This window comes from Pseudomonas lurida (assembly GCF_013522705.1).
Taxonomy (GTDB): domain Bacteria; phylum Pseudomonadota; class Gammaproteobacteria; order Pseudomonadales; family Pseudomonadaceae; genus Aquipseudomonas; species Aquipseudomonas quebecensis.
On record NZ_JAAMRE010000014.1, the window covers coordinates 100,383 to 125,337 of the forward strand.

Annotated in this window: 31 protein-coding genes; 29 read left to right on the forward strand and 2 right to left on the reverse strand. The window is 58.8% G+C overall.

Features of this window, described 5'->3' with window-relative positions:
- The first annotated feature begins 374 nt into the window (after window positions 1-374).
- The 4 genes from G7025_RS13855 (at window position 375) to G7025_RS26800 (ending at window position 1,610) form a co-directional block, all read left to right on the forward strand.
- The gene (locus tag G7025_RS13855; RefSeq protein WP_044287499.1) at window positions 375-698 is read left to right on the forward strand and encodes a phage holin, lambda family; all 324 of its coding nucleotides are present in this window, start codon (window positions 375-377) and stop codon (window positions 696-698) included.
- Complete coding sequence (locus G7025_RS13860; protein ID WP_181079755.1) at window positions 695-1,072, forward strand: hypothetical protein; 378 nt, start codon at window positions 695-697, stop codon at window positions 1,070-1,072. Before G7025_RS13855 ends, G7025_RS13860 begins: the two co-directional genes overlap by 4 nt.
- Window positions 1,073-1,278: 206 nt before the next feature.
- Complete coding sequence (locus tag G7025_RS13865) at window positions 1,279-1,488, forward strand: hypothetical protein (RefSeq protein ID WP_181079756.1); 210 nt, start codon at window positions 1,279-1,281, stop codon at window positions 1,486-1,488.
- The gene (locus G7025_RS26800; RefSeq protein ID WP_258197688.1) at window positions 1,485-1,610 is read left to right on the forward strand and encodes a hypothetical protein; all 126 of its coding nucleotides are present in this window, start codon (window positions 1,485-1,487) and stop codon (window positions 1,608-1,610) included. Before G7025_RS13865 ends, G7025_RS26800 begins: the two co-directional genes overlap by 4 nt.
- A gap of 63 nt (window positions 1,611-1,673) precedes the next feature.
- Here G7025_RS26800 and G7025_RS13875 read toward each other — a convergent pair whose 3' ends face one another.
- Entirely contained in the window at window positions 1,674-2,102 is a 429-nt protein-coding gene (locus tag G7025_RS13875) for a hypothetical protein (protein WP_181079757.1), read from the reverse strand.
- Window positions 2,103-2,184: 82 nt separating this feature from the next.
- Between G7025_RS13875 and G7025_RS13880 the strand changes: the two genes are divergently transcribed.
- The 14 genes from G7025_RS13880 (at window position 2,185) to G7025_RS13945 (ending at window position 12,223) form a co-directional block, all read left to right on the forward strand.
- Window positions 2,185-2,808, forward strand: a complete 624-nt coding sequence (locus G7025_RS13880) for a putative metallopeptidase (RefSeq protein ID WP_181079758.1) — start codon at window positions 2,185-2,187, stop codon at window positions 2,806-2,808.
- Window positions 2,809-2,840: 32 nt separating this feature from the next.
- Window positions 2,841-3,317 carry a DUF2280 domain-containing protein gene (locus tag G7025_RS13885; protein ID WP_181079759.1) on the forward strand — a complete coding sequence of 159 codons (477 nt, stop codon included), beginning with the start codon at window positions 2,841-2,843 and terminating at the stop codon, window positions 3,315-3,317.
- A complete protein-coding gene (locus tag G7025_RS13890; RefSeq protein ID WP_167418419.1) occupies window positions 3,292-4,611 on the forward strand; it encodes a phage terminase large subunit family protein in 1,320 nt (439 codons plus the stop codon). The genes G7025_RS13885 and G7025_RS13890 overlap by 26 nt, the downstream gene beginning before the upstream one ends.
- Window positions 4,611-6,071 (forward strand): DUF4055 domain-containing protein, encoded by a 1,461-nt coding sequence (locus tag G7025_RS13895; RefSeq protein WP_181079760.1) that lies wholly within the window; start codon window positions 4,611-4,613, stop codon window positions 6,069-6,071. Before G7025_RS13890 ends, G7025_RS13895 begins: the two co-directional genes overlap by 1 nt.
- Window positions 5,989-7,101 carry a minor capsid protein gene (locus G7025_RS13900; RefSeq protein ID WP_219855315.1) on the forward strand — a complete coding sequence of 371 codons (1,113 nt, stop codon included), beginning with the start codon at window positions 5,989-5,991 and terminating at the stop codon, window positions 7,099-7,101. The genes G7025_RS13895 and G7025_RS13900 overlap by 83 nt, the downstream gene beginning before the upstream one ends.
- Window positions 7,102-7,109: 8 nt before the next feature.
- The gene (locus tag G7025_RS13905; protein ID WP_181079761.1) at window positions 7,110-7,601 is read left to right on the forward strand and encodes a DnaT-like ssDNA-binding protein; all 492 of its coding nucleotides are present in this window, start codon (window positions 7,110-7,112) and stop codon (window positions 7,599-7,601) included.
- 3 nt (window positions 7,602-7,604) lie between these two features.
- Window positions 7,605-8,201 carry a hypothetical protein gene (locus G7025_RS13910; protein ID WP_181079762.1) on the forward strand — a complete coding sequence of 199 codons (597 nt, stop codon included), beginning with the start codon at window positions 7,605-7,607 and terminating at the stop codon, window positions 8,199-8,201.
- Window positions 8,202-8,289: 88 nt separating this feature from the next.
- Window positions 8,290-9,027 (forward strand): hypothetical protein, encoded by a 738-nt coding sequence (locus G7025_RS13915; RefSeq protein ID WP_181079763.1) that lies wholly within the window; start codon window positions 8,290-8,292, stop codon window positions 9,025-9,027.
- A gap of 3 nt (window positions 9,028-9,030) precedes the next feature.
- Window positions 9,031-10,008, forward strand: a complete 978-nt coding sequence (locus tag G7025_RS13920) for a major capsid protein (RefSeq protein WP_181079764.1) — start codon at window positions 9,031-9,033, stop codon at window positions 10,006-10,008.
- A 55-nt stretch (window positions 10,009-10,063) separates the two neighbouring features.
- The gene (locus G7025_RS13925) at window positions 10,064-10,369 is read left to right on the forward strand and encodes a HeH/LEM domain-containing protein (protein WP_034097526.1); all 306 of its coding nucleotides are present in this window, start codon (window positions 10,064-10,066) and stop codon (window positions 10,367-10,369) included.
- A 10-nt stretch (window positions 10,370-10,379) separates the two neighbouring features.
- Window positions 10,380-10,757 (forward strand): hypothetical protein, encoded by a 378-nt coding sequence (locus G7025_RS13930; protein ID WP_181079765.1) that lies wholly within the window; start codon window positions 10,380-10,382, stop codon window positions 10,755-10,757.
- A gap of 2 nt (window positions 10,758-10,759) precedes the next feature.
- Window positions 10,760-11,152, forward strand: a complete 393-nt coding sequence (locus G7025_RS13935) for a hypothetical protein (RefSeq protein WP_181079766.1) — start codon at window positions 10,760-10,762, stop codon at window positions 11,150-11,152.
- Window position 11,153: 1 nt separating this feature from the next.
- On the forward strand, window positions 11,154-11,810 hold the full coding sequence (locus tag G7025_RS13940) for a hypothetical protein (RefSeq protein ID WP_181079767.1): 657 nt from the start codon (window positions 11,154-11,156) through the stop codon (window positions 11,808-11,810).
- Window positions 11,807-12,223, forward strand: coding sequence for a phage tail terminator-like protein (locus G7025_RS13945; protein ID WP_181079768.1), 417 nt, complete (start codon window positions 11,807-11,809; stop codon window positions 12,221-12,223). The genes G7025_RS13940 and G7025_RS13945 overlap by 4 nt, the downstream gene beginning before the upstream one ends.
- Here G7025_RS13945 and G7025_RS27105 read toward each other — a convergent pair.
- Entirely contained in the window at window positions 12,220-12,570 is a 351-nt protein-coding gene (locus G7025_RS27105; protein ID WP_350355779.1) for a nuclear transport factor 2 family protein, read from the reverse strand. The two genes, G7025_RS13945 and G7025_RS27105, sit on opposite strands and share 4 nt — an antisense overlap.
- A gap of 156 nt (window positions 12,571-12,726) precedes the next feature.
- Between G7025_RS27105 and G7025_RS13955 the strand changes: the two genes are divergently transcribed.
- From G7025_RS13955 to gpJ, 11 genes are all read left to right on the forward strand, one after another.
- The gene (locus G7025_RS13955) at window positions 12,727-13,374 is read left to right on the forward strand and encodes a phage tail protein (RefSeq protein WP_169903614.1); all 648 of its coding nucleotides are present in this window, start codon (window positions 12,727-12,729) and stop codon (window positions 13,372-13,374) included.
- A gap of 11 nt (window positions 13,375-13,385) precedes the next feature.
- The gene (locus G7025_RS13960; protein ID WP_181079769.1) at window positions 13,386-13,766 is read left to right on the forward strand and encodes a phage tail assembly chaperone; all 381 of its coding nucleotides are present in this window, start codon (window positions 13,386-13,388) and stop codon (window positions 13,764-13,766) included.
- Between the two features lie 29 nt (window positions 13,767-13,795).
- Window positions 13,796-14,074: a DUF1799 domain-containing protein gene (locus G7025_RS13965; protein ID WP_181079785.1), complete on the forward strand. Its 279-nt coding sequence runs from the start codon at window positions 13,796-13,798 to the stop codon at window positions 14,072-14,074.
- Entirely contained in the window at window positions 14,071-17,421 is a 3,351-nt protein-coding gene (locus G7025_RS13970; RefSeq protein ID WP_181079770.1) for a phage tail tape measure protein, read from the forward strand. The genes G7025_RS13965 and G7025_RS13970 overlap by 4 nt, the downstream gene beginning before the upstream one ends.
- The gene (locus G7025_RS13975; protein WP_060773103.1) at window positions 17,421-17,759 is read left to right on the forward strand and encodes a phage tail protein; all 339 of its coding nucleotides are present in this window, start codon (window positions 17,421-17,423) and stop codon (window positions 17,757-17,759) included. The genes G7025_RS13970 and G7025_RS13975 overlap by 1 nt, the downstream gene beginning before the upstream one ends.
- A gap of 11 nt (window positions 17,760-17,770) precedes the next feature.
- A complete protein-coding gene (locus G7025_RS13980; protein ID WP_181079771.1) occupies window positions 17,771-18,523 on the forward strand; it encodes a phage minor tail protein L in 753 nt (250 codons plus the stop codon).
- 2 nt (window positions 18,524-18,525) lie between these two features.
- Window positions 18,526-19,290: a C40 family peptidase gene (locus tag G7025_RS13985; RefSeq protein WP_181079772.1), complete on the forward strand. Its 765-nt coding sequence runs from the start codon at window positions 18,526-18,528 to the stop codon at window positions 19,288-19,290.
- Window positions 19,291-19,475: 185 nt separating this feature from the next.
- A complete protein-coding gene (locus G7025_RS13990; protein ID WP_181079773.1) occupies window positions 19,476-19,901 on the forward strand; it encodes a hypothetical protein in 426 nt (141 codons plus the stop codon).
- 155 nt (window positions 19,902-20,056) lie between these two features.
- Entirely contained in the window at window positions 20,057-20,479 is a 423-nt protein-coding gene (locus G7025_RS13995; protein WP_181079774.1) for a hypothetical protein, read from the forward strand.
- A gap of 54 nt (window positions 20,480-20,533) precedes the next feature.
- On the forward strand, window positions 20,534-21,127 hold the full coding sequence (locus G7025_RS14000) for a tail assembly protein (protein ID WP_181079775.1): 594 nt from the start codon (window positions 20,534-20,536) through the stop codon (window positions 21,125-21,127).
- A 59-nt stretch (window positions 21,128-21,186) separates the two neighbouring features.
- Window positions 21,187-24,955 (forward strand): TipJ family phage tail tip protein (gpJ, locus tag G7025_RS14005; RefSeq protein WP_181079776.1); only part of this gene is annotated, 3,769 nt, incomplete at its 3' end.

A 24,955-nucleotide genomic window follows, 5' to 3' on the forward strand; every position in this document is an offset into this window, starting at 1 on the left:
GCGTTATGCGATTTAAGACGCCTACCGATCTGTGCATTTTTACCCCGGCTGTCAGATTGGAGGTAGGAGTATTTGCCGGGTCGATTGGCGCACTACTTGCTTTTTTCGCGACGAAAGTCGGATTTTCCGTGCTTAAAAAATTCAGATAGCCATCCAGCATAGAATCGAAGAGCCCGGCCAAGCGCCGGGTTTTTTTGTGCCCAAGATTTCCCCAAGCCCTCAGAGCCTCTGACTTGTCACGCTGATGAGGGGCCTATTCAGGGCCTCGGCACTTGCTGGGGCCTTTTCGTTTTCGGCTCCACCACACCCTTCGCTCTGAGCTGGGAGTGCTGCTGGAGCCGGATTTATCAATCTCCCCGAGGGGAGCAACCCGGATGCCTACCATGCCTGACAAGCCAGACACATGGGCCAAGATCTGGCTGGCGTTGAGCAATCCGCTCTGGCAGGGCGCAATCATGGCCATCACAGTATCGTTGCTTCGAGTCATGTACGACGCGAAGGAAACCAGTAAGCGTCGGATCTTGTTCGAATCGCTGATCTGCGGATCGCTGAGCCTTGTCGCGTCCAGCGTGATCGAGTGGATGACCTGGCCGCCCAGCCTTTCGGTTGCTGCTGGAGGGACTATCGGGTTCCTCGGCGTGACCGCCATCCGCGAACTGGTGACCCGCTTCCTGGGCCGCAAGGCGGATTCAGTATGAAGGCCTTCGCTGCTGCAATCATCATCGCCCTGGTCGGCCTGCTGCTCGTTGGCATCCAGCAGTCACGCGTCGTCGCCCTACGCGGGGAGGTGGCCTTCGAAGCCGGCGAGAAGAAGAAGGCGGTCGACGCCAACCTCGAAAGCCAGGCGACCATCACTACGCTGCGCGCTGAAGCAAAGCGAAATGCTGAATACCAGGCAGACCTGGCAAAGCGCCTCAAGGCCAGCCAGGACAAAGCCAAGAAGGCGGAGAAGAACTTTGAAAACCTCAAGCGCAACAGCAAGCCTGTTCGTGACTGGGCTGCTCAGCCTCTTCCTGACGGCCTGCGCGGCAAAGCCGGTGGTGGTAACAAAGACCCAGGCCGTAAGAATTGAAGCCCCTGAGCTGATCCCATGCGAGCGCATCGACGACAGCGACGAAAACCTTGGTCTCAATGGTGACTTGTGGGAGCTGAAAGACAAGGCGGTCCGGCTGCTGGACACCTGCGCAGATCAGGTTGACGCCCAGATCCTCCGAAGCCAGAGCAAGTAATCCGCGCCACGTTTTCGAATGCGCCAAATCGTGGCGCGGGAAAGATCACATGAAAGTAATCGTAACCAAGCTACTGGGATCGGCTGAATTCGAGTTCCTGCGTGAGGGTGTGGTCGTTCACCGTGAGCGGTTCTTCGGCAAGGTCACCACCGAGTACCGACGCACCATTGCGTTTAGTGAGACGTTCGACGCACACCGGTGCCGGTTTGTTACGGCCATGCCTGCTGATCGGGCGTTCCAGTACGAGCTAGCGCCGTGAGCAACTTAACTCGCCTGCGGCACGTGCTGCCAATGAGTCCGGACATCAACGCTGCGGTAAGCGCTCTCGACAAGGCCATTGCTGATGACATGGACGTTGCCAAGAAATCGGGGCTGCCGTAGATCCTAAACGTTGGACTGTTTCACGGGCAGGCGTATGGCGAGTCAGCCTTGATATCTAAATGATCATTTCTCGGGTCTAGACCGTTTTGCGATTAAGCTTTCTCTTTTCAAAGCTACTGCAAGCATGACCGTCGCCGTGAGTGCTGGCATCAGAAAAATGTACATTGTGTTCTGAATATTTTGACCAATCCACGCCCAGATCACACCCCATATCCCAGTGGCTACAACTCCAACGACCAAAATGCTCTTGTTCTGTATTTTTGGAGCGGAGGACATTGAGATCTTGTAGATCTTCCAATTTGTCCAAAGGCAGAAGACTGAAATCGATATGGCGCCGAGTACTGGGGGCAACATGGTCCAACCTTCTGGCAGGGAGCCTATCGCTCCGGCGAGGAAAAAGAAGGCGCCCCAAATAAAAATCAAAGTTACCGGCAACAGTCCCGCAATAGCGCTGATGGTCAGAAAGATTCGGAGTTTCGTAAGGCTATTCAACGTTCCCCTCCAAGGGCTCCTGTGCTCCAACTACTTATTCGTAATCTCTGCATGTGGCCATTATTTAACTTTAAGGTGAATTATGGACCGGCCGATGCCGCCAGCGTCAACGCTTGAACTGTCCGACCTCTCCAACTTCGGTATCCGCCTGACACCGGCTCCTGAAGTATGGGAATGGCTCCAAGCCGAGATCCTTGCCGACACCGGCAGCATTCACAACGAAGACCATGCTCACCTACTGGATGCAGACATCCGGATCATGTGGGCGTCGTCGAGCTTCACCAAGCAGGGCCGCACAGTCCTGGGGCAGGCCGAACAGGTAGCGTTCCGCGCGGGTGGCTGGCAGAAAGCCCGGATGGAGCAACAGATGCGTGATTGGTTCGGCGATGTGCCGGCTTTCATCATCACTCTGGCTGCCGACTACTGCGCCCAGTGCAGCGACACCGACTTCTGTGCCCTGGTAGAGCATGAGCTGTATCACATCACCCAGGCGAAGGATCAGTACGGTGCACCCAAGTTCACGCAGGAAGGATTGCCCAAGCTGGAGATGCGCTCACACGACGTCGAAGAGTTCGTCGGTGTGGTTCGCCGCTATGGTGCGAGCCCTGACGTTCAAGCGTTGGTAGATGCTGCAAACAGTCCTGCTGAGGTGGGGAAATTGAACATTGCGAGGGCCTGCGGAACCTGTCTGCTCAAGTCGGCCTGATTCCATGACAGGTATTGACGGATGACAACCATATGGCAGTACTACGAAGCGAGGTCAAAGCCTTCATCGTTCAGGCTCTGGCCTGCTTCGATACGCCGTCCCAGGTGGTAGCAGCGGTCAAGACAGAATTCGGGATTGAGATCACCCGACAGCAATGCGAAACGCACGACCCGACAAAGTTTGCCGGGCAGAAGCTCGGCAAGACCTGGGTGGACCTGTTCCACGCTGCTCGCAAGCGATTCCGTGAAGAGACAACCGATATCCCCATTGCCAATCGCGCGTACCGACTTCGCGGTCTTGGGCGGCTGGCCGAGAAGGCTGAGAGCATGCGCAATCTGGCGCTGACTGCTCAGTTGTATGAGCAGGCCGCCAAAGAAGTGGGCGATGCCTACGTGAATCGCCGCCTTGAACCTGAAAAGCCTTTGGGCTCCCACGCTGACCAGCAGCACGCCGTTGCTGAGTACACCCTGGAGCCTGATGAGAATGTCCCCGCTGCCCCGTACCTATGACCCGCCGGTAAAGCTGACGCCGAAACAGGCGAACATTTACTGCTGGGGCTTCCAGCCTCAGGCGCGTTTCCGCGATGCTGTATGTGGTCGACGGTTCGGCAAGACATTCTTGGGCAAAGCTGAGATGCGCCGCGCAGCTCGCCTGGCTGCTGAGTGGGGCGTGAGCGTCGAGGACGAGATCTGGTACGGCGCGCCTACGTTCAAGCAGGCCAAGCGCGTGTTCTGGCGCCGGCTGAAGCAGGCCATCCCCGAAGCATGGCGCGCGCACCGTCCGAACGAAACTGAATGCTCGATCACGCTCAAGTCTGGCCACGTCATGCGTGTGGTAGGGCTCGACAATTACGACAACTTGCGCGGCTCCGGTCTGTTCTTCGTCTTGGTGGATGAGTGGGCGGACTGCCCGTGGGAAGCATGGGAAGAAGTCCTTCGGCCGATGCTCTCGACCTGCCAATACTCGATACCGGGCATCGGTATGCGAAAAGGTGGTCACGCGCTGCGCATCGGCACGCCGAAGGGCTTCAACCATTGCTACGACACGTTCCTTGATGGCCGGCCAGGCCATGAGCCCGATCACAAGAGTTGGCTCTACACCTCGCTCGACGGTGGCAACGTTCCGGCTGAAGAGCTGGAAGCTGCCCGCCGCAAGATGGACCCTCGGACCTTCCGGCAAGAATACGAGGCCAGCTTCGAGAACTACCAGGGCGTCGTCTACTACACGTTCAATCGTGAGGCGAACCGAACCAGCGAGACGATCAAGCGCGGCGAGGCGCTGCACATCGGCATGGACTTCAACGTCATGAAGATGGCCGCCGTGGTGCATGTCATCCGTGACGATTTGCCATTGGCCCTCAGCGAGTTCTCCGAGGTGCGTGACACACCGGAGATGATCGAGAAGATCAAGCTTCGCTTCCCTGATCACAGCATTGCGATCTACCCAGACGCCAGCGGCCAGAACACAAGCAGCAAGAGCGCGAGCGAGTCTGATCTATCACTGCTCAGGAAGGCTGGTTTCACCGTAGTGGTGGATTCGACCAACCCCGCGGTAAAAGACAGGGTTAACGCCATGTGCGCAATGTTCGCCAACACGTATGGCGAGCACCGCTACCTGGTCAACGTTGACCAATGCCCGAAATATACGCAGTGCCTGGAGCGGCAGATCTACACGGACAAGGGTGAGCCCGACAAGAAGGCCGGATACGACCACCTCGTGGACGCCCCTGGCTACTTCATTGCCAAGCGCTACCCGATCAAAACACGCACAGGCGGAACACGCCGAATTGGAGGCTTGGCCTGATGCCAGTGCAATCGACAAACCCCGACTACGACGCGCACATCGCGGAGTGGGAGATGATGGACGACGCGCTCGAGGGTGAGTGCGCCGTGAAGCGCAACGAGCGCAACCTGCCCAAGCCGAGCGGTATGGTTGAGGCCGAGAAGATCGACGCCGCGGGCAACAAGTACCTCTACGAGAACTACACCAGCCGGGCTCAGTACGAGCATTGGGTGCGCGACTCGTTGCGTTCGATGATGGGGCTGGTGTCTCGGCTGATTCCTGAGATCGAACTACCGTCTGGCCTGAAAGGGCTGGAGGACAACGCCACAGCCGACGGCTTCGGCCTGAAGCAGTTGTTCTTCCGGATGGTGCGCCAGGCCATTTCCCACGGCCGGGTACCGCTGGTGGTGAACATCGACGAGAGCGGCGAGCCATACTTCTCGACGTACGCCACCCGCAACGCCATAAATTGGGACACTGCTGATCAGGGCGGACGGCAGGATCTGGTCCTTTCGGTGTTCCGCGAGTTTCGCAAGAAGGGCGGCGATCGCTACAGCCACGATTGCGACACGGTTTTCCGGGAGTTCTTCATGCTGGGCGATGTTTGCTACACCTCGGTGCGAAATGAAGGCGGCGAGCTGGTCGAGGACGAAAAGCCGCTGGGCACCACCGGAACTGACAACCGCTTGGTCAAAGGCCTGCCATACCTGCCCGTGATCTACTGCGGTTCGACCGACAACTCCCCGGATGTTGATGAGGTGCCGCTGCTGACCATGGCGCGGTCCGCATTGAAGTCCTACCAGATCAGCGCTGACTACTTCAGCTCTCTGCATCAGACCAGTCACCCGCAACCGTGGGTTTCCGGTCTGGATGAGGCTGTAGAGCTGAGTGTGACTGGTCCTTCGGCAGCATGGGACCTTGGCCCAAGCGGCAAGGCTGAATATCTGGAGTTCAAGGGCACCGGCATTGAAGCCAACCGCAAAGCGATGGATGACCAGAAGAACGCCGCGCTTGAGGCAGGCGCCAAGGTCATGGACGTGGCCGGCACTGAGTCGGGCGAGGCGCGCAAAACGCGTCAGAACGACCAGCACGCCACGTTGCACAGCATCGTCATCACGGTGGCCGAGGCGGTGGAGCAAGGCTTGCGGTACGCAGCCGAGTGGAAGGGCTACGACCCCAAGCAGGTCAAGTTCAAGGTAAATCCTGAGTTCGTGACCCCGGTGGTCGACGCCCAAGTGCTCGCCGAACTGCTCAAGGGCGTGATGGCCGGCACGATCAGCGCCGACACCTACTGGCAGTACCTCACCACCGGCAAGCTGCCGGAGCGCCCATACGAAGACGAAGCCGAACTGATCAGCGATGAGCGCGAGTCGGCCGGCATCAACTTGGACAAAGACGATGCCAACGACAAACCTGGTGCAGGCGGACAGCCAACTGCTGGAGCAGACGACGCGCCACTCGGTAATGCTGGAGCGGCTTAAGGCCGGCGAGGTCAAGAAGTTCGAGAAGTACCTACGCCAGATCGATAAGCTGGTGCGGGATCAACTCACCCGCAAGGAACTGACCACTTACAGCCGGGACCGCCTTGAGCAGTTCCTGGCCCGTGTGGACGGCAAGCTGCTGGAGATCTACAAGGCCTACCGCGACCTGGTGCAGGCCGATCTGGTCGACATCGCGCTGTATGAGTCGAGCTTTGAGGCCAAAAGCCTGAGCAATGCGCTCTCTATCGACGCTGTGGTGCCGACCAACACGGTGATCCGCGCTGCGGTGTTCTCCTACCCGCTACAGGTGAAGGGCATCGACGGCGGCAAGCTGCTGAAGAGCTTCGTCAGCGGCTGGACGCGGACCGAGACGATGCGCGTCACCAACACGATCCGGCTCGGCTTCGGCCAGGGCCAGACCAACGCCCAGATCATCCAGGCGATTCGCGGTACGGCAGCGCAGAACTTCACTGACGGCGTCTTGGCGGTGAGCAACCGCAATGCTGCCGCCGTGGTGCAGACGGCAATCCAGCATGTGGCCACGACGGCACGAATGGAGACGCTGAAGGCCAACAGCGACGTGGTGCTGGGCTATCGCTGGGTGTCGACGCTCGATCGCAAGACCTCGCAGCAGTGCAAGGGCCTGGATGGGATGCGCTTCGACCTGGGCAAAGGTCCGCTGCCACCGGCGCACATCAACTGCCGATCAACTACCGTGCCGACCACCAGGCTTTCGGAGATGTTCGCGAAGGACGCCACGCGCGCCTCGGTGGGCGATAACGGCGGGGCCCAGGTCGACGCAGGTCTGAATTATTACGAGTGGCTAGCAACGCAACCGGCGAGCTTCCAGGATCATGCGCTCGGGCCGGTCCGGGGCAAGTTGTTCCGCGATGGAGGGCTGACGCCGGAGAAATTCGCCAAGCTGCAGCTCGACAAGTCCTTCAAACCGCTGCCCCTCGCCCAACTGAAAGAAGTCGAGCCCGACATGTTTACCCGAGCAGGCGTTACACTCGGCGCTCCATCAGGTTGAGATAGCACATGCAGATCATCGTTGAGGATGGGAAGGGCAGGCCAGACGCCAATAGCTTCGTGCCGCTGGAGAAGCTGACCTTCTACCGCGACTACTACGGGTTCCGGATACCTGAAGCAGAGGCTAAACAGGTCGAACTGCTGCTGCGCGCTGCGGCCGACATCAATGGTCGCCAGTGGAAAGGGCGAAAGGCCAATCCCGACCAGGTTATGGCCTGGCCACGGCGTGATTGCAAAATCGAATATCAGACGCTGTCCGAGACGTTCGTGCCCTTTGAGGTTGAGTGGGGCCAAGTACGGCTGGCGGTCGAGCTGTATGCAGCAGAACAGGGCTTCCAGATCGAAGAGCCGACGCATTGCATTGAGTCCAATGGTCGTCGCACTCGACTCAATCGCGATACGCCTGGCTTTCGCATGCGACCGCCGCCGTACGCACCGAGCAGGACACAGTTCGCCGATTACCTGATAATGCGAGGATTGCATTTAGTCGCTAAGGAATAGCCGATGTTCAAATTGCTGCGGTGGGCATTTCTGCTCGTAGTATTCATCACCGTTATTGGCTTCGTTTTTTTGCTCGGGCTCTCTTTTGGCCTCAGCAACAACCACGACAAGTTCATTACAGAGACCGTGCCTGTCCTATCAATGCTTGGCGGATGGGTTGCCGGCATTGGCGCACTGGCAGCAGTTCTCACCACTCTTTGGCTGGCTGATAAACAACGCAGAGAGGATGTTGAAAATCTCCGGGTTTCTGTTCGGTCGGCCATCACCAATACTGGAGAAGAGGGTTGGTTCATTGCTCTCGGGATCACATCAGATGGAAAGCGTCCGGTGAAGGTGACAGGCGTTTCGGTACAGTCGTCCCATGCGAGAAGTTACCTACATATCCACCAATTTTGGCTGGGGAGTCACCCGCTGCCAGCGGCGATGACCTATGGCGATAGTATTTCCCTGCATTTGACGCCAGGGTTTGACCGGCAGATCAATAGATACGTTGAACAATACTGCCGTGGAAAAGCTTCAGGATTGAAATTTGTCGTTAGCACTACGTTGCATGAGTTCAAGGCCTCCATAGACAAGAATATGCTCACCTTGAGCAACTGAACCAAAAACAGATTCATACCAACCTCGGCCATGCCGGGGTTTTTTTATGCCTGCAAAGCGGGCCGACCAAACCCAAGGGGTGCACCAAGTGGCAGACGAAAACCAGATTGATCTTGAAGACCCGGCAGTAAAAACCGCCATTGCCGCCGCAGTGGATGCAGCCACAATGGGACTCAAGAACAAAAACACCGAGCTGCTTGGCTCGCTCCGGACCACCAAGACCGAGCTGGACGGCTTCAAGTCCCAGTTCGAAGGCCTGGACATTGCATCAGTGAAAGGCCTGCTTAATAAGGTTGGTCAGGATGAAGAGACCAAGCTGATCGCCGAGGGCAAGCTGGACGAGGTCATCACCCGCCGCACAGAGCGCTTGCGCACCGACTACGACACCAAGCTGGCCGCCGAGAAAGCCCGTGCCGACAAGGCTGAGCAATTCGCAGCTAAGTACAGCGACAAGGTGCTGGCTGATTCAATCCGCGCCGCTGCCATCAAAGCCGGCGCGCTCCCAGAGGCCGCCGAGGACATCATCTTGCGCGCCCGGGGCACTTTCAAACTCAGTGAAGACGGTGAGGCAATTGCCACCGACCGTGATGGCGAGGTCGTTTACGGGAAGGACGGGAAAACCCCGCTGTCACCGCTCGAATGGGCGGAATCCCTGCGTGAAACAGCAACACACCTGTGGCCAAGGGCTCAGGGCGCCGGGCAGACCGGCGACAACGGTGGCAAGGCCACGAAAAAGTGGGGCGAGTACACGGAAACCGAACGCGCTGCGATCGCCCGTGACAATCCCGATCTCTTCAAGAAAATCCAGGCCACCAAAGGAACCTAATCCATGCCAACTACCCAATTGACCGACATCTTCGTCGGCGACTACTACGCCTCCCTGGCGCCGGTTAACAGCCCGGAAAAGACCGCTGTATACGAGTCGGGCATCGTGACTCGCTCTCCTGTGCTGGACGCGATTGCTTCCGGCAGCCAGGGCACCGCTGAGATCAGCTACTGGCAGGATCTCAACGCCGATGAAGCGCCGAACATCAGCAATGACGACCCGAATGACCAGGGCGAAGTCGGAAAGGTCACCCAGGACAGCATGCGTGCCCGGGTTCTGTACCTCAACAAAGGCTACGGTGTTACTGACCTGACCGCTGAACTTGCGAACAGCGAGCCTCAGCAGCAGATCCGCAACCGCTTCGGCACCTATTGGACCCGCCAATGGCAGCGTTACACCTTGGGCGCTGCGCGCGGCATCATCGCCTCGAATATCGCGAACAACGGCGGTGACATGGTCATCGACGCGGGCGCGACCGTCAGTGCGAACGCCTTCCAGGATGCCGCGTTCACCGCCGGCGATGCCGCTGACCAGTTCGGCGCGATCGGCGTTCACTCAGTGGTGATGAACCAGATGGTCAAGCAGGACCTTATCGAGTACCTGCGTGACTCGGACGGCAAGATCATCCTGGCCACCTACCTCGGCAAGCCGGTGTTCATGGACGACGCCCTGGTGTACGGCGCGGGCAAGTACTTGTCCGTGTTCTTCGGCCAGGGCGCTTTCGGCTACGGCGAAGGCACGCCGAAAGTGCCGGTCGAGCTCGAGCGTAAGCCCGGCGGAGGTAACGGCGGCGGTGCCGAAGTGCTGTGGGAGCGGAAGACTTACATCCTCCAGCCTGCCGGCTTCAGCTGGAAGGGTTCCGAAGCTCAGAACCTCAGCCCAAACGCGACTCAGTATGCCTCCGCGGGCAACTGGGAGCGTGTATTCAGCCGCAAGCAGGTCCCGTTCGCCGCTGTGATCAGCGGTACCACCACGCCGTAATCCGGCCCACACAGCCTGGCGCCCTTATGGCGCCGGGATGCTTTTGAGGTGACTCATGAAAGTAATCTACACGGACAAGCCGGGCAAAGAGCGCGGCGTGTGCTACCGCCTGCTGAGCGAATTCTTCGGTGTCATCGGTTCCGCTACCGAGGTGGTGGTTGATGGCGATGCCCCGGACATCTTCGACGCCTACCAAGCGGCCGGCATCAAGGTGTCCGACGGCAAAGATTCAGAGATCAAAGAAACCGATCCTCTGAAAATGAAGGTCCCCGAGCTGAAAGAATGGCTGACCGAGAAGGGCATTGCCTTCGACCCGTCCGCCAAGAAAGAAGACCTGCAGGCCCTGGTGCCAGCGGAATAAGGACAAGCACATGACCGACTTCATCACCATTGCCGATGTTGACGCCCAGCTCGGTCCTGACTGGTCCGGCACCGGTGATCCGGTCCTTGCTGTGACTATGGCAAACGCCTGGCTCACAGCCAAGATTAAGCGGGCTGTTCCTGATCCGGTTCCGGCCGAGATCAAAACAGCCGGCGCCCAGGTTGCCAAAGAGGCAGCGGCGGGCAAGCTGTTCACGGCCACGCAAAAGGAAGTGCAGAGCAAGACCGTATCCGCGCAGTCCGGCACGTCTGTGAGCAAGACCTACGTGGCAGGCTCCACCGATCAGTCAGCCGGCGTCAACTTCGCCATGGTGCTGCTGGAACCGTGGATCAAGCGCTCCAGCGTGATGATGCTGAAAAGGATCTGATCATGGGCATGCGTGAAGAGATCCAGGCCGAATTGGCCGAGTCGTTCGACGATCCTGATGGATTGGCCGACGCGGTTAAACCCGTGACGGGCGTGCGCAAGATCGCGGGCGAGTATGACCCTGACCTGGGCGGCGAAACGCCAGACAGCACCGTCACTTACAGGGGGCGCGGTGTTCTGGGCAGCTACCTGTCCAAGGAAATCGACGGTTCCCTCATCCAGACTACCGACAAGAAGCTGCTGGTGCTGCAAAACGAACTGTTCGTGTCGGAGGCCGGTGTGCCAACGACGGTACCGGCTACCCCAGCCATTGGCGACATCATCAACGACCTGCGGGTGATGAAAGTGTCCGCCGATCCGGCTGATGCAACGTGGACGGCCCAGCTGAGGAAGTGACATGGCGAACAAGTACGCGAGCATGAACGGCAGCTTTGCCGAGAACATTCGAGACTTCGCTGAGCGAGCCCAGGCTGGTATCGATGCAACCATCCGAGAGATCGTTATCGAGATCGGCAGCAGCGTTATCCGAATGTCGCCGGTGGGCAATCCAGAGATCTGGTCGGTGAACGTCGCTCATCGACAGAGCAACACCCGGGCGGCCGATGACTACGACTTCAATGTCGCGGTGCGCAACACGATCATCAACCTCAACGAATCAAACTTCACGAAGGCCGGCAAGCTGCGGCGCGGGGTCAAATACGCCAAGCCCCTGACCAAGACCGAGCGCGACCAGAACTTCAACGTGAACGGTTTGGTGGCAGGCAAGGACTACGTTGGCGGCCGGTTTCGGGGGAACTGGCAGTTTTCCATCGGCACGCCGGCGGAGGGCACGCTTGATCAGGTCGATCCGGCTGGTGGCGTGACGCTGGCTAAGCTGCGACTGCAGGTCCAGGCACTGACGGCTGGCGAAACGGCCTACATCGTCAACAACCTGCCGTATGGCATCCCGCTGGAGTATGGGCATTCAACCCAGGCACCCGGCGGCATGGTCCGGATCACTCTGGCCCGCTTCCAGCAGATCGTCGACGAAGCCAGAAGGAACAACCAGGTATGAGCCACGCCATTATCGCGTCGATCTACGAGGCCAAGTTACTTGCCTGGAGCAAGGCGCGGGCAGAGCCGATCAAGGTCGTGTTTGAGAATATCCAGTATGACCCTGCGGACGGCGAGACCTACCTACGGGCATTTGCGCTCCCAGGCGATACCGCAAGTAGCACGCTTGCCGGAGATCACCGCGCTTTCATCGGCGTCTACCAGGTCAGCATTGTGGCTCCGGCTAATACCGGGAAGACAAAAACGAACCCGCTTGTGGGTGAGCTGAGCGCACTGTTTCCACTGTACGCGAGAGACACGAAGGCGGGCGTCACCGTCGTCACGATGTCATCGGCAGACCCTGGCCCTGGTATAACCGATCCACCCACGTTCACCGTACCTGTGTCGTTCGAATACCGAGCAGACACCGTTTAGCCAGGATCAAACGGGCGAGTAGGCGTCCCTTGATGGAATAGCATTTGCCAGACTCCAGCCTCAAGCTTCCAGATTGAAGATCTCCGTGCGTATTGCCTTGGTGCTCCGTCGCGGCTGGATTGGGAGGCTTCGTATACCAGTAGACAAGCGTCCTTAGATATCACGGTCAGTTTGAAATTTCGCGCCAAGATATCAACGCGAGACCTTTGAAGCGGCAAGCTTTCAACGGTATCAGCTTTTGAATAGAAGGCCCCTGAACTACCAATTTCATGGAAGTCTTTGTGCAATAGACGATTGAGTTGCTCAGGGTCATTTCGGACACTTGCTTGATGCAAGCTGATCTCCATGTCTTGAAGCAGGTTGAGTAGCGAGACCTCTGTCACCTTGTTTTTCCCCTTTGCTCCATTCCAGATTTACCTGATTAGCACTTCCACCGCCCATAGGGCAAACCCAATAACCCGCCTCTGTGCGGGTTTTGTCATTTCTGAAAAGAGGAAATACCCATGGCCGTCTTTCTGCCGAATGGCTCTACCGTTGTCGTCGCATCCGGCTACGGCAATCCGATCGTCGTCACTGCGATCTCCAATGCTCTTGAAGCCTCGGTATCGGCGGCGGCTCACGGCCTCAAGGCTGGCGATTTTGTCGAGGTGACGTCTGGCTGGGCCCGACTGAACAATCGCGTGCTGCGCGTGAAAACTGCTACCGCCGACGCGTTTGTCCTTGAAAAGGCAAACACTCTCAACGTAGCGCGCTATGTTGCGGGCGGCGGCGCTGGGTCTGTGCGCAAGATCACGGACTGGGTGCCCGTCAGCCAGGTGACGGAATCCGCGAAGTCCGGCGGTGATCAGCAGAACGCAACCTACTCCTTTCTTGAAGAGGATGACGAGCATCAGATCCCGACGACCAAGTCGGCGATCGCGTTCACGCTCACTCTGGCTGACGATCCCGATTTGCCTCACAACGACGTGCTGATTGAGGCAGATGACGACAAGAAGCCTCGCGCCGTGAAGGTGAACCTCGCCGCTGGCGGCTGCATCGTTTACAACGCCTACGCCTCGTTCGACAACGTGCCGTCCCTCAACAAGAACAACATCATGACCGTCACCGCAGTGTTTGCAGTCGTCGCCAAATTCATTCGCTACGCGTCGTAAGGGAAGGGCTCATGGCTAAGTTCAAGTTGATCCAGAAGCCGACCTTCAAGGCGGCGGTGATGATCCAGCGTGCCGGTTATAGCGCCGAGAAGGTGGAGTTCGAGTTCAAGTACCTGGATCGCACCGCGCTCGCCGAGCTGTACACCGGCTGGAACGAGCGGCACGACGAGCTGAGCAAGCAGTTAGGAGACATGGACCTCAAGGCATTCACGGCTGCTCAGATCGATCTGCAGGCCGACCAATTGCTTGATGTCGTCGTCGGCTGGGATATCGAGGAAAAGTTCACGCCTGAAAACGTACGCATCCTCGTCAACTCCATTAACTCGGCCCCCAAGGCCGTGCTGAATGCCTACGCCGAAGCCTTCAACGAAGCCCGCCTGGGAAACTCCTAAGCGCTGCACGCGCGCTCTATGAGCCGACGCTGGAGGGCACGGATGCCTTCGGCTTCACTGCGGCCGACTACTCCACAGAGATCGGCATCTGGCCCGACAACTGGGACGCCTTCAAGGTCTTTGAGGCAATGAGCACACAGTGGCGAACAGGCGCGTGCGGCGTGACAGGCATGGACTACAGCGTTCTCTCCGGGGTTATTCGGATGTGTGGCGTACCGATCAGCCAGCGACAAACCATTTTCAGCGACTTTCGCCGTATGGAGGCTGAAGCCCTGCAGGTGATGGCGGAACAGAGAGAAAACAAATGAGCACCAACTTCGCTTCCCTGGGTATTGCTGTCGAGTCGTCACAGGCCGCAAAGGCTGCTGATGATCTTGATAAGCTAGTCGATTCCGCTGAAGGCGCCCAGAAGGCCATTGATGACCTGGGCACAACGGGCGAAGGCCTGGCCGACACCGGTAAAAAGGTTTCCCAGGCCGAAGCGGATGTTGCGCAAAGCATCGATAAATCAACGGCAGCGAGGGGTCGGCAAGCTGGAGCCAGTCGCAAGGCAGCTGACAGCGCAGTCGCGGAAATCTCCGTCATCAGCCAGCTAGACAAGGCTATGACGGGCAATATTTCGAGCATGGAGTCGCTGGTTCAAGCCGAGGGTTTGCTGGAGCGCGCCCGCAAGGGCGGCTTGGTCACCATCGAAGAGCAGGCGAAATATCAGGATCAGCTGGGAAAGGCCTACGACAAGATTGAAAAGGCAGAAGCCAAAGAGCTGGCGCAGAAGCAGAAGCTGATCGAAGCGGAAAATCGTCAGATTGAGGCGCTGAAGCGTACCGTCAACGGGATTGACCCGGTAACCGCCAAGTTGGCGAAGCTTGAGGCTCAGGAGAACGCGCTCAATAACCTGCATAAAGCTGGTCAGATCGATGCAGAGCGCTACAACGAGGCTCTGGCTAAGATCGGGAAGGACCGGTCGGGGCTTACTGAAGCCGCTAGCGCTTTCGACAAGCTGAAGCTCGGTACCCGTCAAGCTCAAGAAAACGTCATGCAGTTGGCTAACGCCATCCAGGCAGGCGATCTGGGCAGTGGGGCGCGTGCGATCGCTCAGCTGGGGGCTGGCGCCGGTGAATCGGCGAAAAGCCTGGCAGGGATGCTGATTCCGGCCGGCCTGCTGGTCGCTGTACTCGGCTCGGTTGGCTATGCCTACTTCGATGCGATGAAGCAGGCGCGAGAGTTCAATGCTGCGATCAACGGCGGCACGAATGGCGCGGGGCAAGCTATTGCCAGCCTGAAGGATATGGCCGACGGCGTTGGGCGTGTTACCGGTAACCTGTTCGGTGCGCGAGAGGCCGTTGTTTCGCTTGCGTCTGGCGCGGCCACCAGCGGCACCCAGATCCGCAATTTGGCTGAAGCTGCAGCGGCAGTCAGCGAAGTTACCGGTCAGGGGGCGGGCGAACTCGCCAAGTCCTTTGCCACCGCTGGCGATACAGCAACTGAAGCCGCCAGCAAAATCAGCAGTCAGTACGGATTGATCACCCTCGAGCAGTACCAGGTGATCAAGGGGCTGGATGACCAGGGCGACAGCCAGCGTGCCTTGGATGTGCTCAGCGAAGATTTGAACCAGGCCGCGTTGACGCGCCTGAAGACTTATCGCGAATCGTTATCCGACGTGGAGCGCGACTGGGACAGGATCAAGAACGCCATCAAGGGCGCGTACGCAGAAGTCCGGTCGGAGATATTCCCTGACCTGGCCAAGCAGATCGAGATCACCCAGCGTGTTCTTGATACCCGCAAGAGCGGCGGAATTGCTGGCGCCATCTCTAACGGTCTCAGTTCCTTGAACTCGGCTCTTGGTCTGGGCACCGGTGAGCATGACGACTCAACTGAGGCGCTTGAGAAAAAACTTGCCGAGCTGAAGGCCAGACAGACTGCCAGCTCTAACCTGGCAATTGTCACCGGTGAGAACGCCGACGCTAACCAGAAGGCAATCGAGGCTCAGAAAGCGCTGGATGCGCAACTAGACAACGTCAACCCTCTGAATAAGCGCAAAGCGGGACTGGAGAAGCTGAACAACCAGTTCAAAGCGCTTTACGAGAATGCAGAAAAGGCAGGGCAAAAGTCGCCACTGCTTGACGGTGTGAGCTACGACGGCAAAAAGTTTTCCGGTGGTGCGTACGACATTCTTTTGAAAGGCATTGAGGATAAAAACAAGGACCCGAAAACCGCCGCCACCCAAGTTGATCTGACCAGCTTCAACAACGCCAAGAACGACTTGGCGGCGATCACCGACACCTACAAAAACTACCAGAAGGAACTGGAGGCGGCCCAGAAGGCTGGCCTACTGTCTGAGGAAGACTATCTGCTGCGGCGCCAGGCGTTGATCGGGAATCAGCTCGACCAGACAACGGCAGCCTACGAAGCAGAGATTGCGGCGCTTGAGGCCGCCAAGGGCAAGAAGTCCACGTCGGCTGCGCAAAGCATCCAGCTGGACCAGAAGATCGCCGACGCGCGCGCCGGATTGGTTAAAGCGCAGAAGGATGCCAACAGCCAGCTTGAAGTGCTCGCCACCAACGAAACCGGGCGCCTGGCAAAGCAGGAGCGGGCGATCAGCACGTACGTGCAGGCGCTGGGGCAGCAACAGCGGGCTTTGGAACTGGCAGGCCAGCGCGCAGTGCTCGGCGTTGGGCAGGGCGATCGACAGAACGCACTCAGCGGCGAACTGAACAGCCAGCAGGACCGGTTTGCTCAGCAGTCGCTGGAGCTCGCCAATCAGAAGTCTGATCCGTCGCGCAACATGTCGGAGGAAAAGTTTAAACGGAAGTCGCAGGCGCTCGCAGACGCGAACAAGGCCGCGACGGACCAGATCCGGCAGAACTATGCGGATGTGGAGAACGCCGAGGGCGATTGGACGAAGGGCGCAACGGCAGCCTGGGATAACTACCTGGATTCGGCGCGCAACATCGCCGGGCAAACCAAAAGCCTGTTCGGCAACGCCTTCAGTTCCATGGAGGATTCCATCGTCAACTTTGCCATGACCGGTAAGGCGTCGTTCTCGGACTTCGCCAAATCGATCCTGGCGGACATGGCGCGCATTGCGACACGGCAGGCAAGTTCGGCACTGCTGGGCAGTCTGGTTGGCGCGGCGGCGAGTTACTTCGGTGGCAGCGCGGCCGGCGGCGGCAATGGCATGGCCGCCGGGTCTGCCGGTGCCACGTCGTCAAACCTCGGTGCCTCTTCGGCCGGCTACTCCAGCACCTACTTCCCGCAAGCCAAGGGCGGCGCGTGGTCGGGCGGTGTGCAGATGTTCGCCGATGGCGGTGCGTTCACGAACTCCATCGTCAGCAAGCCCACGGCTTTCGGGATGGCCAATGGCAAAACCGGCGTCATGGGTGAGGCAGGGGAGGAAGCAATCATGCCGCTGACCCGGACGTCGAGCGGCAAGCTCGGGGTTATGGCCATGGGCGGCGGCGGGACTGGCGGAACGCAGATCAATGTCGAAGTGCATATCGATGGCGATGGCAACGCTACCTCCTCGGCTGATGCACCTGGCTATGACCTCTTCGGCAAGGAGCTGGCGACGTTCGTAGAGCAGAAGTATCAGGAGCTGCGGAGCAGGGACATGCGCCAGGGCGGCGTCATCAACAAAGCAATTAAGGGGCGCTGATGGCTATTGAACGATTCAGATGGGCGACGGAGAAGGGCGCGGAGGGCGATATTGCCCAGCGCGTCCGCTCCAAGAAGTTCGGAGATGGCTACGAGCAGTCGGTCGAGGATGGTCTCAACAACCGGTCGCAATCCTGGCCGGTAACATTTACCGGCCTGAAGCCGCGCATTAAGGAAATCATGGACTTCATCGACCGACACAAAGGCTCGAAGGGCTTCCTCTGGGAGCCGCCCCTGGGTGAGCTTGGTCTCTACAAGTGCAACGGCTACAAGCCAGTGCACCGTGGCGGCCAGGTCTACGCCATCACCGCGACCTTCCAGCAAACCTTTCATCCCTGAGATAACCACCCATGGAACTGATCACGGACATCCAGAAACTGGAGCCCGGCGGCGAGATTCGCCTGTTCGAAATTGATGGTACCGAGTACGGCGCCGATTACTTGCGCTTCCACGGTCACGCTATCCCGCACACGCCAGAAGAATTACTGGCCTATGAGGGCTCGGAAGAGGATCTGCCCGCCAAGTCGATTATCTGGCAGGGTCAGGAGTACGCGGCCTGGCCGGTGCAGATTGAGGGTATTTCCTCAAGCAGCGATGGCACCGCCTCTCGGCCGACTTTTGCCGCCGGCAACGTCAACGGGCGCGTCACGGCGCTGTGCCTGGCTTTCGAGGACATGCTCAAGTTCAAGCTCACAGTCCGCGAGACCCTGGCCCAGTACCTGGATGCGGCTAACTTCCCTGAGGGCAACCCAACCGCCGACCCCATGCAGGAGGCGCTGGAGATCTGGTACATCGACCAGAAAACCAGTGAAGACGGCGAGGCCGTCGTCTGGGAGCTGTCCTCTCCGGGCGAGATCGATAACCACGGCCTGCCCGGGCGGCAGATGACCACGTTCTGCCATTGGGCCATGACCAATGGTTACCGGGGGCCGGACTGCGGCTATACCGGCGTGGCCATGTTCGACGACGAGGACAACCCCACGGATGACCCGGCCAAGGATCAGTGCAAAGGCTGTCTGTCGTCGTGCAAATTGCGCTTCGGCGAGAACAACGAACTCTCCTTCGGTGGCTTCCCTGCCGTTTCCCTCATAGCCCGGAGCTGACCATGCGCAAACACATCATTGCGTCCATCCAGGCGCACGCGGCGGCGGAATATCCGCGCGAGTGCTGCGGCCTGCTACTGGCCGTCGGGCGAGCGCAGAAGTATTACCCGTGCCGGAACATCGCCACGGATCCGAACGAAGAGTTCAGACTCGATCCCGAGGACTACGCCGCGGCGGAAGACTTGGGCGAAGTGGTCGGCATCGTTCACTCGCATCCGGACGCCACCTGCAGGCCGTCACCGCATGACTTGGCCATGTGCGAAGCCACGGCGTTGCCCTGGCACATTTTGTCGTGGCCCGAAGGCGACGTGCGCACGATCACGCCAACCGGCAGCACGCCGCTACTCAAGCGCCCGTTCGTGCACGGCGCCTGGGACTGCTGGCAGGTTTGCGCTGATTGGTATGCCCGAGAGTGGGGTCTGGAATTCGAAGCCTTCCAGCGCACCGATGGCTGGTGGGAAAGCGCGGGTAACGCAAGCCTCTACGAGCGGAACTACGAGGCCGCCGGCTTCATGCGTGTCGACATGCCACAACGCGGCGACATGATCGTTATGCAGGTCGGCCGGACAGCCCATCCGAACCACGCTGGCATATACCTTGGCGCCGATCCATCGTTGCCTGGCGAGGAATCTTGCGTTGTCGGCCCAGGTCCGTTCCTGCTGCACCACCTATACGGCAGGCCGTCAGAAATTATCGTCTACGGCGGACCCTGGCATGACAGGACGCGCCTGATCCTCAGGCACAAAGACGCGAAACAATCAACATGACGCGGCAGCGCCACCCGGTTGCCACTGGCATTCCATCCACGCTGACCGCTAGGACAGCGGGTAGACTACTTGAAGATGCGAGGGAACTTTTTCTTGCGATAATGTCAATTTGACATGTGTCTGTGCAGCTCGCCAGGGATGCCGACGATGCCGGTCGGATTTCCGGCAAACCAAGGAAGAAAACGATGAAATTGATTTTTGTAGTACTGCTGATGATTAGCGGCTACGCCTTTGCCGGCTGCGCCACCATTGGTGATTCGGACCAGCGCGCTTATTGCAGAGCTAAGGAGGGCAGTGGTACTTGCGGTTCGATCAGTAATCGGGACCTGCGTCATGCCTGCAATGCGGAAACGAACGGAGGTAGCTGCAATAGCATTGATGATCACGATCAGCGCTATTTATGTAATGCAAGAACCAACCATGGTAGCTGCAGTTCGATCAACGATCGGGACTTGCGTCGTGCCTGCAATGCGGAAACGAACGGAGGCAGTTGTAATAGCATTGATGATCACGATCAGCGCTATTTATGTAATGCCAAAACCAATAACGGTACTTGCGGTCCAATCAACGATAGGGACTTGCGTGCGCAATGTGAAGCATTGAAACATTGATTGAAGATCACGAGAGCGGTCTTGGTGCACGAACAATATAAAATGCGACCTCTAATACATCAGTTTCAGCAGCGACGATGCATTGGAAAAGTCACTTTGAGAGAGATTTCGACGTCGGAAATGCTACAGTCCCGCCAAATCAAAGAGGGGACGACATGCGGATTTTGATAGCGGCTGTAGCAGTGGCGATGCTGGCAGGGTGTGCCTCATCGGCAATCTCGGTGCAGGATGCTAAGCCGGTGCCTTCGGATGAGATTTATGCCTTCCAGGCAAAGCCGGCCGGTGAAAGCGGGAAGATCACTGTTGTACGCGACTCCGGCGCTGTTGGCTCAGGGTGCGATATCGTGGTCTATATCGATGGGCGCAAGGCTGCGAAAATCGGTACTGGGCAACGAGCTACCTTTTATCTCCCCCCAGGCTCGCCGAATATCGGCGCCGGTCTCGCCGGATCAGGGCTTTGTGCGGGCGCTGCAATTAGAACCATCTCTGCAACTGTCCAGCCTCGTAAGGAAAGCCTATACCGCATCAGCGGCGATATGGCCGGGTTCTACATTGGTCCCTACGTCGATTACAACTGACAAACGAAAACCATAAAGCCGCCTTCGGGCGGTTTTTTACGCCTGGAGAAATTGATGCAGACCTCAGCGATCAACTACCAAACAATGACGACCATTCGCTTGCATGGACAGCTCCGGCAGTTCGGGAAGTCGTTCAGGCTTGCGGTGAAGTCGCCAGCCGAGGCCATCAAGGCGCTGTGCGTCCAGATCCCCGGCTTTGAGCGGTTTCTATCGAATGCTAAGTCACGCGGGCTTGAATTCGCGGTATTTCGCGACAAGCGCAACATTAGCGAGAAAGAACTGGCCTACCACGGTGCCGGGGATATTCGCATTGCCCCCGTAGTGGTAGGTAGCAAGCGTGGCGGCATTCTTCAGACGATTGTCGGCGCGATTCTGATTGTGGTTGGGGTGGTCTTTTCGGCCACGCCATTCGGTACTCCTCTTATTGGCGCCGGCATCGGGCTCGTTGCTGGCGGTGTTATCCAGATGCTTAGCCCTCAAGCCAGCGGCCTGAAGACTAGTGCTGCCCCCGAGAACACGCCCGGCTATGCCTTCGGCAGCGCCAAGAACACCACCGCTTCCGGTAATCCGGTTCCGCTCTGCTATGGAAAGCGGCGAGTGGGCGGGGCGATCATCAGTGCTGCGATCTACGCCGAAGACCAAATGTAGCCAACATTCGTAGCACCGCAGCCGCCCCCGAGGCGGTTTTTTATTGCCTGGAGAAAAGCATGGGCGCAGCACAGAAGCTCGATATTTACGGCGCCAAGGGTGGCTCCGAGAAGCCAAAAACGCCCACCGAGGCCCCTGACAGCCTGCGCTCTATCGCCATTGCCAAAATGCTAATCGCTATCGGTGAAGGAGAATTCGAAGGCACGCCTACCGCGCGCGATATCTTTCTCGACAACACCCCGCTGCAAGATCCCCAGGGAAACATGAACTTCCCGAACGTGAAGTGGGAGTGGCGCACCGGAGCGGTGGATCAGAGCTATATCCAGGGCATCCCCTCGATCGAGAACGAGACCACGATCAGTACCGAGCTGCACAGCGGGACGCCATGGGTTCGCGCTATCAACAACACGCAGCTCTCTGCTGTTCGCGTGCGCTTCGCCTGGCCGGCACTTCAGTCTGTGGACGCCAGCGGCAACATTAACGGTTACCGGATTGAGTACAAAGTTGAGTTGGCCACCGACGGCGGCGCCTACCAACAGGTGCTCAGTGAAGCGGTCGACGGCAAGACCACCAGCCTTTACGAGCGCACCCGCCGCATTGATCTTCCCAAAGCAACAACCGGTTGGTTGATGCGTATCACGCGGCTGACCATCAACCAGAACAACAACAAAATCTCCGACACGATGCAGATCTCAGGCTTCACTGAGGTCATCGATGCGAAGGTTCGATACCCAAACACCGCGCTGCTCTACATTGAGTTCTCCGCCGAGCAGTTCCGCAGTATCCCGGCCGTGACCGTCGAGACAAGGCTGAAAAAGATGCAGATACCGAGCAACTATGACCCGGTGTCACGCACCTACTCGGGCGTTTGGGACGGCACATTCAAGCAGGCTTGGACCGATAACGCAGTCTGGATGACCTACGACATTACAACCGGAGACCGCTTCGGCCTCGGCCGTCGCATCAAGCCGTGGATGGTGGACAAGTGGGAGCTGTATCGCATCTCGCAGTACTGCGACCAACTGGTGCCGGACGGGAAGGGTGGCCAGGAGCCGCGCTTCATCTGCAACCTGAACCTGCAGAGCAAGGCTGACGCCTGGTCGCTACTACGCGATATCTCGACCATTTACCGGGGTATGACCTATTGGGCCCAAGGCCAGGTTTTCACCTTGGCGGATATGCCGCGCGCCACCGACTTCGACTTCGCCTACACCAAGGCGAACGTCATCGATGGCAAGTTCACCTACTCCAGCGCATCGGAGCGCACCCGGTACACCAGAGCGCTGATCAGCTACGACAACACACTGAACAACTACGACACAGACGTCACGGCGGTGACCGATCAGAAGCTGCAGCGCCGCTACGGCGACAATCCGCTGGAGATCAGTGCCATCGGCTGTACCCGCGAGTCCGAGGCCCAGCGCCGAGGTAAGTGGGCGCTGCTCACCAACTCCAAGGACCGGGCCGTTACCTTCAAGGTCGGCCTGGACGGCCGTATCCCGCTGCCTGGCTACGTGATCCCTATCGCGGACGAATTGCTGGCGGGGCGCCCCGTGGGTGGGCGTATCTCCGCAGTGAATGGCAAGGTCATCACGTTGGATCGGGATACCCAGGCCAAGCCCGGTGATCGCCTGATCCTCAACCTGCCAGACGGCAAGTGTGAGGGCCGTACCGTGCAATTTGTCAGCGGTCGGCAGGTCACCGTGACCGTTGCTTATTCCGTGCCGCCCGAGCGCGAACTGGTGTGGGCGCTGGATGCTGACGACCTTGCCATCCCGCTTTATCGCGTGGTCAGCGTGGCGCGGCCGGAGCCTGGCGTGTTCGAGATCTCGGCAGTTCAGTACGATCCGAGCAAGTTCGCTCACATCGACACTGGCGCGCGCTTGGAAGAGCGACCCATCAGCGTGATCCCGATCACCGTGGTTCCGGCGCCGGCAAGCGTCACGCTGACGTCGAGCTATGCCGTGAACCAGGGTATCGCCATCAGCACCATGAACATTTCATGGCCAGCCGTTACCGGTGCCGTCGCGTACGACGTGGAGTGGCGCAAGGACAACGGGAACTGGATCAAGGTGCAGCGCACGGGCTCAACGAGTGTAGACATCACCGGCATCTACTCGGGCGCCTATCTGGCCCGGGTGCGTGCGGTGAGCGCGTTCGACATCTCGTCGGTGTGGAAAAACTCCGTCCTCACCGACCTGCAAGGGAAGGTTGGCCTGCCGCCGGCGGTGTCATTCCTGACAACGACCAGCCTGGTATATGGCATCGGTATCCAGTGGGGATTTCCACCAGGTGCCGAAGACGCCCAGCGGACGGAACTTTGGTACAGCCAATCGGCGGACCTGACGACTGCGATCAAGCTGAGCGACCTCAGCTATCCGCAAGCCTCGCATGAGATGCACGGCCTGCTTGCCGGTGCGAGCCTGTTCTTCTGGGCGCGCCTGGTAGATCGAACCGGTAACGTCGGCCCGTTTTTCCCGGTGCGCGGCGCCGTCAATGGCCAGGCCAGTTCGAAGCAGAGCGATTATGAGGCGTACTACGCCGATAAGATCGGCAAGGGGGCGCTGTATCAGAGCTTGCGCGAAGAGATCGAACTGATTTCTGGTAATGGGCCGGGCTCGGTAAATGAACGCCTCGAGGAAGCCAAGCAGGAACTGGAAGACCTGATCCAGCAAGTGACCGATGCGCTCGCTTACGACCCGTCCAAGCCCTATCTTAAGGGCGACATAGTCCGGCTTGATCAACGTCTCTACCAAGCAAAAGGTCCGGTGCCCGTGGGAGAGGCGCCGCCCGACGCAGACTATTGGACCGACATCGGCACCATCCTGGAGACAGCGAACGCGCTGGCATCCCAGGTGCAGATCATCGAGACGAAGATCGAGGAACTCGACGGCCAAATCGTGGCTACTGCTACCTCGGTGGAGGCGCTGCGCTCCGCTGCTCGTGGTGGTGACGGCGCCGGGGAACTTGCTGACGCGATCAAAGGGTGGACGTCCACGGCAGATCTTGCCGTTGAGCGTAAAACCCGAGCTAGTGAAAACGACGCGATGGCCCAGCAAATGCTTAGTCTGGGTGCCCAAGTAGGCGACAACAAGTCGTCACTGACTGTTCTAGAGCAGGTAGTGGCCAGCAACCGCGAGACGTCGGCAGCGCAGATCACCCAGCTTAAGAGTGATCTTTCTGCGGTCGATCAAAGGGCGACCGGCAATGCCCAGGCGATCACGAGCCTGGATTCGAAAGTCACGAATCTGGACGGGAAGATCACATCCCAGGCGTCGAGCAATGAGGCGCTGCGTGCTTCTGTCCGCGGTGACAACGGCTCAGGCGATCTGGCGGGAGCCATTAAGGCGTGGGAATCGACCGCGGCTATCAGCACTGAGAAGCGGGTGCGAGCATCTGAAATCGAGGCGCAGGCCAAGGTATCGGAAACGCTGCAGTCGAATATCGGGCAGACAAGCGCCTCTGTCCGATCCGTGAGCGAGACCGTAGTTGGCCTCGACAACAGGGTATCCGCGCAGGTCACGCTCCAGGCACAAACCATTGTGGATGGGCGGCGGGTGACCACTGGCCTTGCCTTCGGCTCAAATGGGTCGCAGTCGGAGTTCCTGATCATGGCTCAACGGATGGCGGTCGTGAATGAAATCGACGGCAAGGTTGTACCGATGTTTGTAATTGAGAACGGGCAGGCCGTGTTCAACACCGCGATCATCAGTAAGGCGATCATTCAGGAAATCATCCTGGGCATGGTGCTTCGCTCGCCGGCGGTGGATTCGAAAGGCCGACCGCTGCTGGAAATCAACATTCCGGCAGGCACGTTTACCCTCCGTA

Bases quoted from the DNA above. Each gene is read 5' to 3' on its own strand.
- G7025_RS13855 (WP_044287499.1), top strand. From the start codon at position 375: ATGCCTACCATGCCTGACAAGCCAGACACATGGGCCAAGATCTGGCTG.
- G7025_RS13860 (WP_181079755.1), top strand. From the start codon at position 695: ATGAAGGCCTTCGCTGCTGCAATCATCATCGCCCTGGTCGGCCTGCTG.
- G7025_RS13865 (WP_181079756.1), top strand. From the start codon at position 1,279: ATGAAAGTAATCGTAACCAAGCTACTGGGATCGGCTGAATTCGAGTTC.
- G7025_RS13880 (WP_181079758.1), top strand. From the start codon at position 2,185: ATGGACCGGCCGATGCCGCCAGCGTCAACGCTTGAACTGTCCGACCTC.
- G7025_RS13885 (WP_181079759.1), top strand. From the start codon at position 2,841: ATGGCAGTACTACGAAGCGAGGTCAAAGCCTTCATCGTTCAGGCTCTG.
- G7025_RS13890 (WP_167418419.1), top strand. From the start codon at position 3,292: ATGTCCCCGCTGCCCCGTACCTATGACCCGCCGGTAAAGCTGACGCCG.
- G7025_RS13895 (WP_181079760.1), top strand. From the start codon at position 4,611: ATGCCAGTGCAATCGACAAACCCCGACTACGACGCGCACATCGCGGAG.
- G7025_RS13900 (WP_219855315.1), top strand. From the start codon at position 5,989: ATGCCAACGACAAACCTGGTGCAGGCGGACAGCCAACTGCTGGAGCAG.
- G7025_RS13905 (WP_181079761.1), top strand. From the start codon at position 7,110: ATGCAGATCATCGTTGAGGATGGGAAGGGCAGGCCAGACGCCAATAGC.
- G7025_RS13910 (WP_181079762.1), top strand. From the start codon at position 7,605: ATGTTCAAATTGCTGCGGTGGGCATTTCTGCTCGTAGTATTCATCACC.
- G7025_RS13920 (WP_181079764.1), top strand. From the start codon at position 9,031: ATGCCAACTACCCAATTGACCGACATCTTCGTCGGCGACTACTACGCC.
- G7025_RS13925 (WP_034097526.1), top strand. From the start codon at position 10,064: ATGAAAGTAATCTACACGGACAAGCCGGGCAAAGAGCGCGGCGTGTGC.
- G7025_RS13930 (WP_181079765.1), top strand. From the start codon at position 10,380: ATGACCGACTTCATCACCATTGCCGATGTTGACGCCCAGCTCGGTCCT.
- G7025_RS13935 (WP_181079766.1), top strand. From the start codon at position 10,760: ATGGGCATGCGTGAAGAGATCCAGGCCGAATTGGCCGAGTCGTTCGAC.
- G7025_RS13940 (WP_181079767.1), top strand. From the start codon at position 11,154: ATGGCGAACAAGTACGCGAGCATGAACGGCAGCTTTGCCGAGAACATT.
- G7025_RS13945 (WP_181079768.1), top strand. From the start codon at position 11,807: ATGAGCCACGCCATTATCGCGTCGATCTACGAGGCCAAGTTACTTGCC.
- G7025_RS27105 (WP_350355779.1), bottom strand. From the start codon at position 12,570: ATGGAGATCAGCTTGCATCAAGCAAGTGTCCGAAATGACCCTGAGCAA.
- G7025_RS13955 (WP_169903614.1), top strand. From the start codon at position 12,727: ATGGCCGTCTTTCTGCCGAATGGCTCTACCGTTGTCGTCGCATCCGGC.
- G7025_RS13960 (WP_181079769.1), top strand. From the start codon at position 13,386: ATGGCTAAGTTCAAGTTGATCCAGAAGCCGACCTTCAAGGCGGCGGTG.
- G7025_RS13970 (WP_181079770.1), top strand. From the start codon at position 14,071: ATGAGCACCAACTTCGCTTCCCTGGGTATTGCTGTCGAGTCGTCACAG.
- G7025_RS13975 (WP_060773103.1), top strand. From the start codon at position 17,421: ATGGCTATTGAACGATTCAGATGGGCGACGGAGAAGGGCGCGGAGGGC.
- G7025_RS13980 (WP_181079771.1), top strand. From the start codon at position 17,771: ATGGAACTGATCACGGACATCCAGAAACTGGAGCCCGGCGGCGAGATT.
- G7025_RS13985 (WP_181079772.1), top strand. From the start codon at position 18,526: ATGCGCAAACACATCATTGCGTCCATCCAGGCGCACGCGGCGGCGGAA.
- G7025_RS13990 (WP_181079773.1), top strand. From the start codon at position 19,476: ATGAAATTGATTTTTGTAGTACTGCTGATGATTAGCGGCTACGCCTTT.
- G7025_RS13995 (WP_181079774.1), top strand. From the start codon at position 20,057: ATGCGGATTTTGATAGCGGCTGTAGCAGTGGCGATGCTGGCAGGGTGT.
- G7025_RS14000 (WP_181079775.1), top strand. From the start codon at position 20,534: ATGCAGACCTCAGCGATCAACTACCAAACAATGACGACCATTCGCTTG.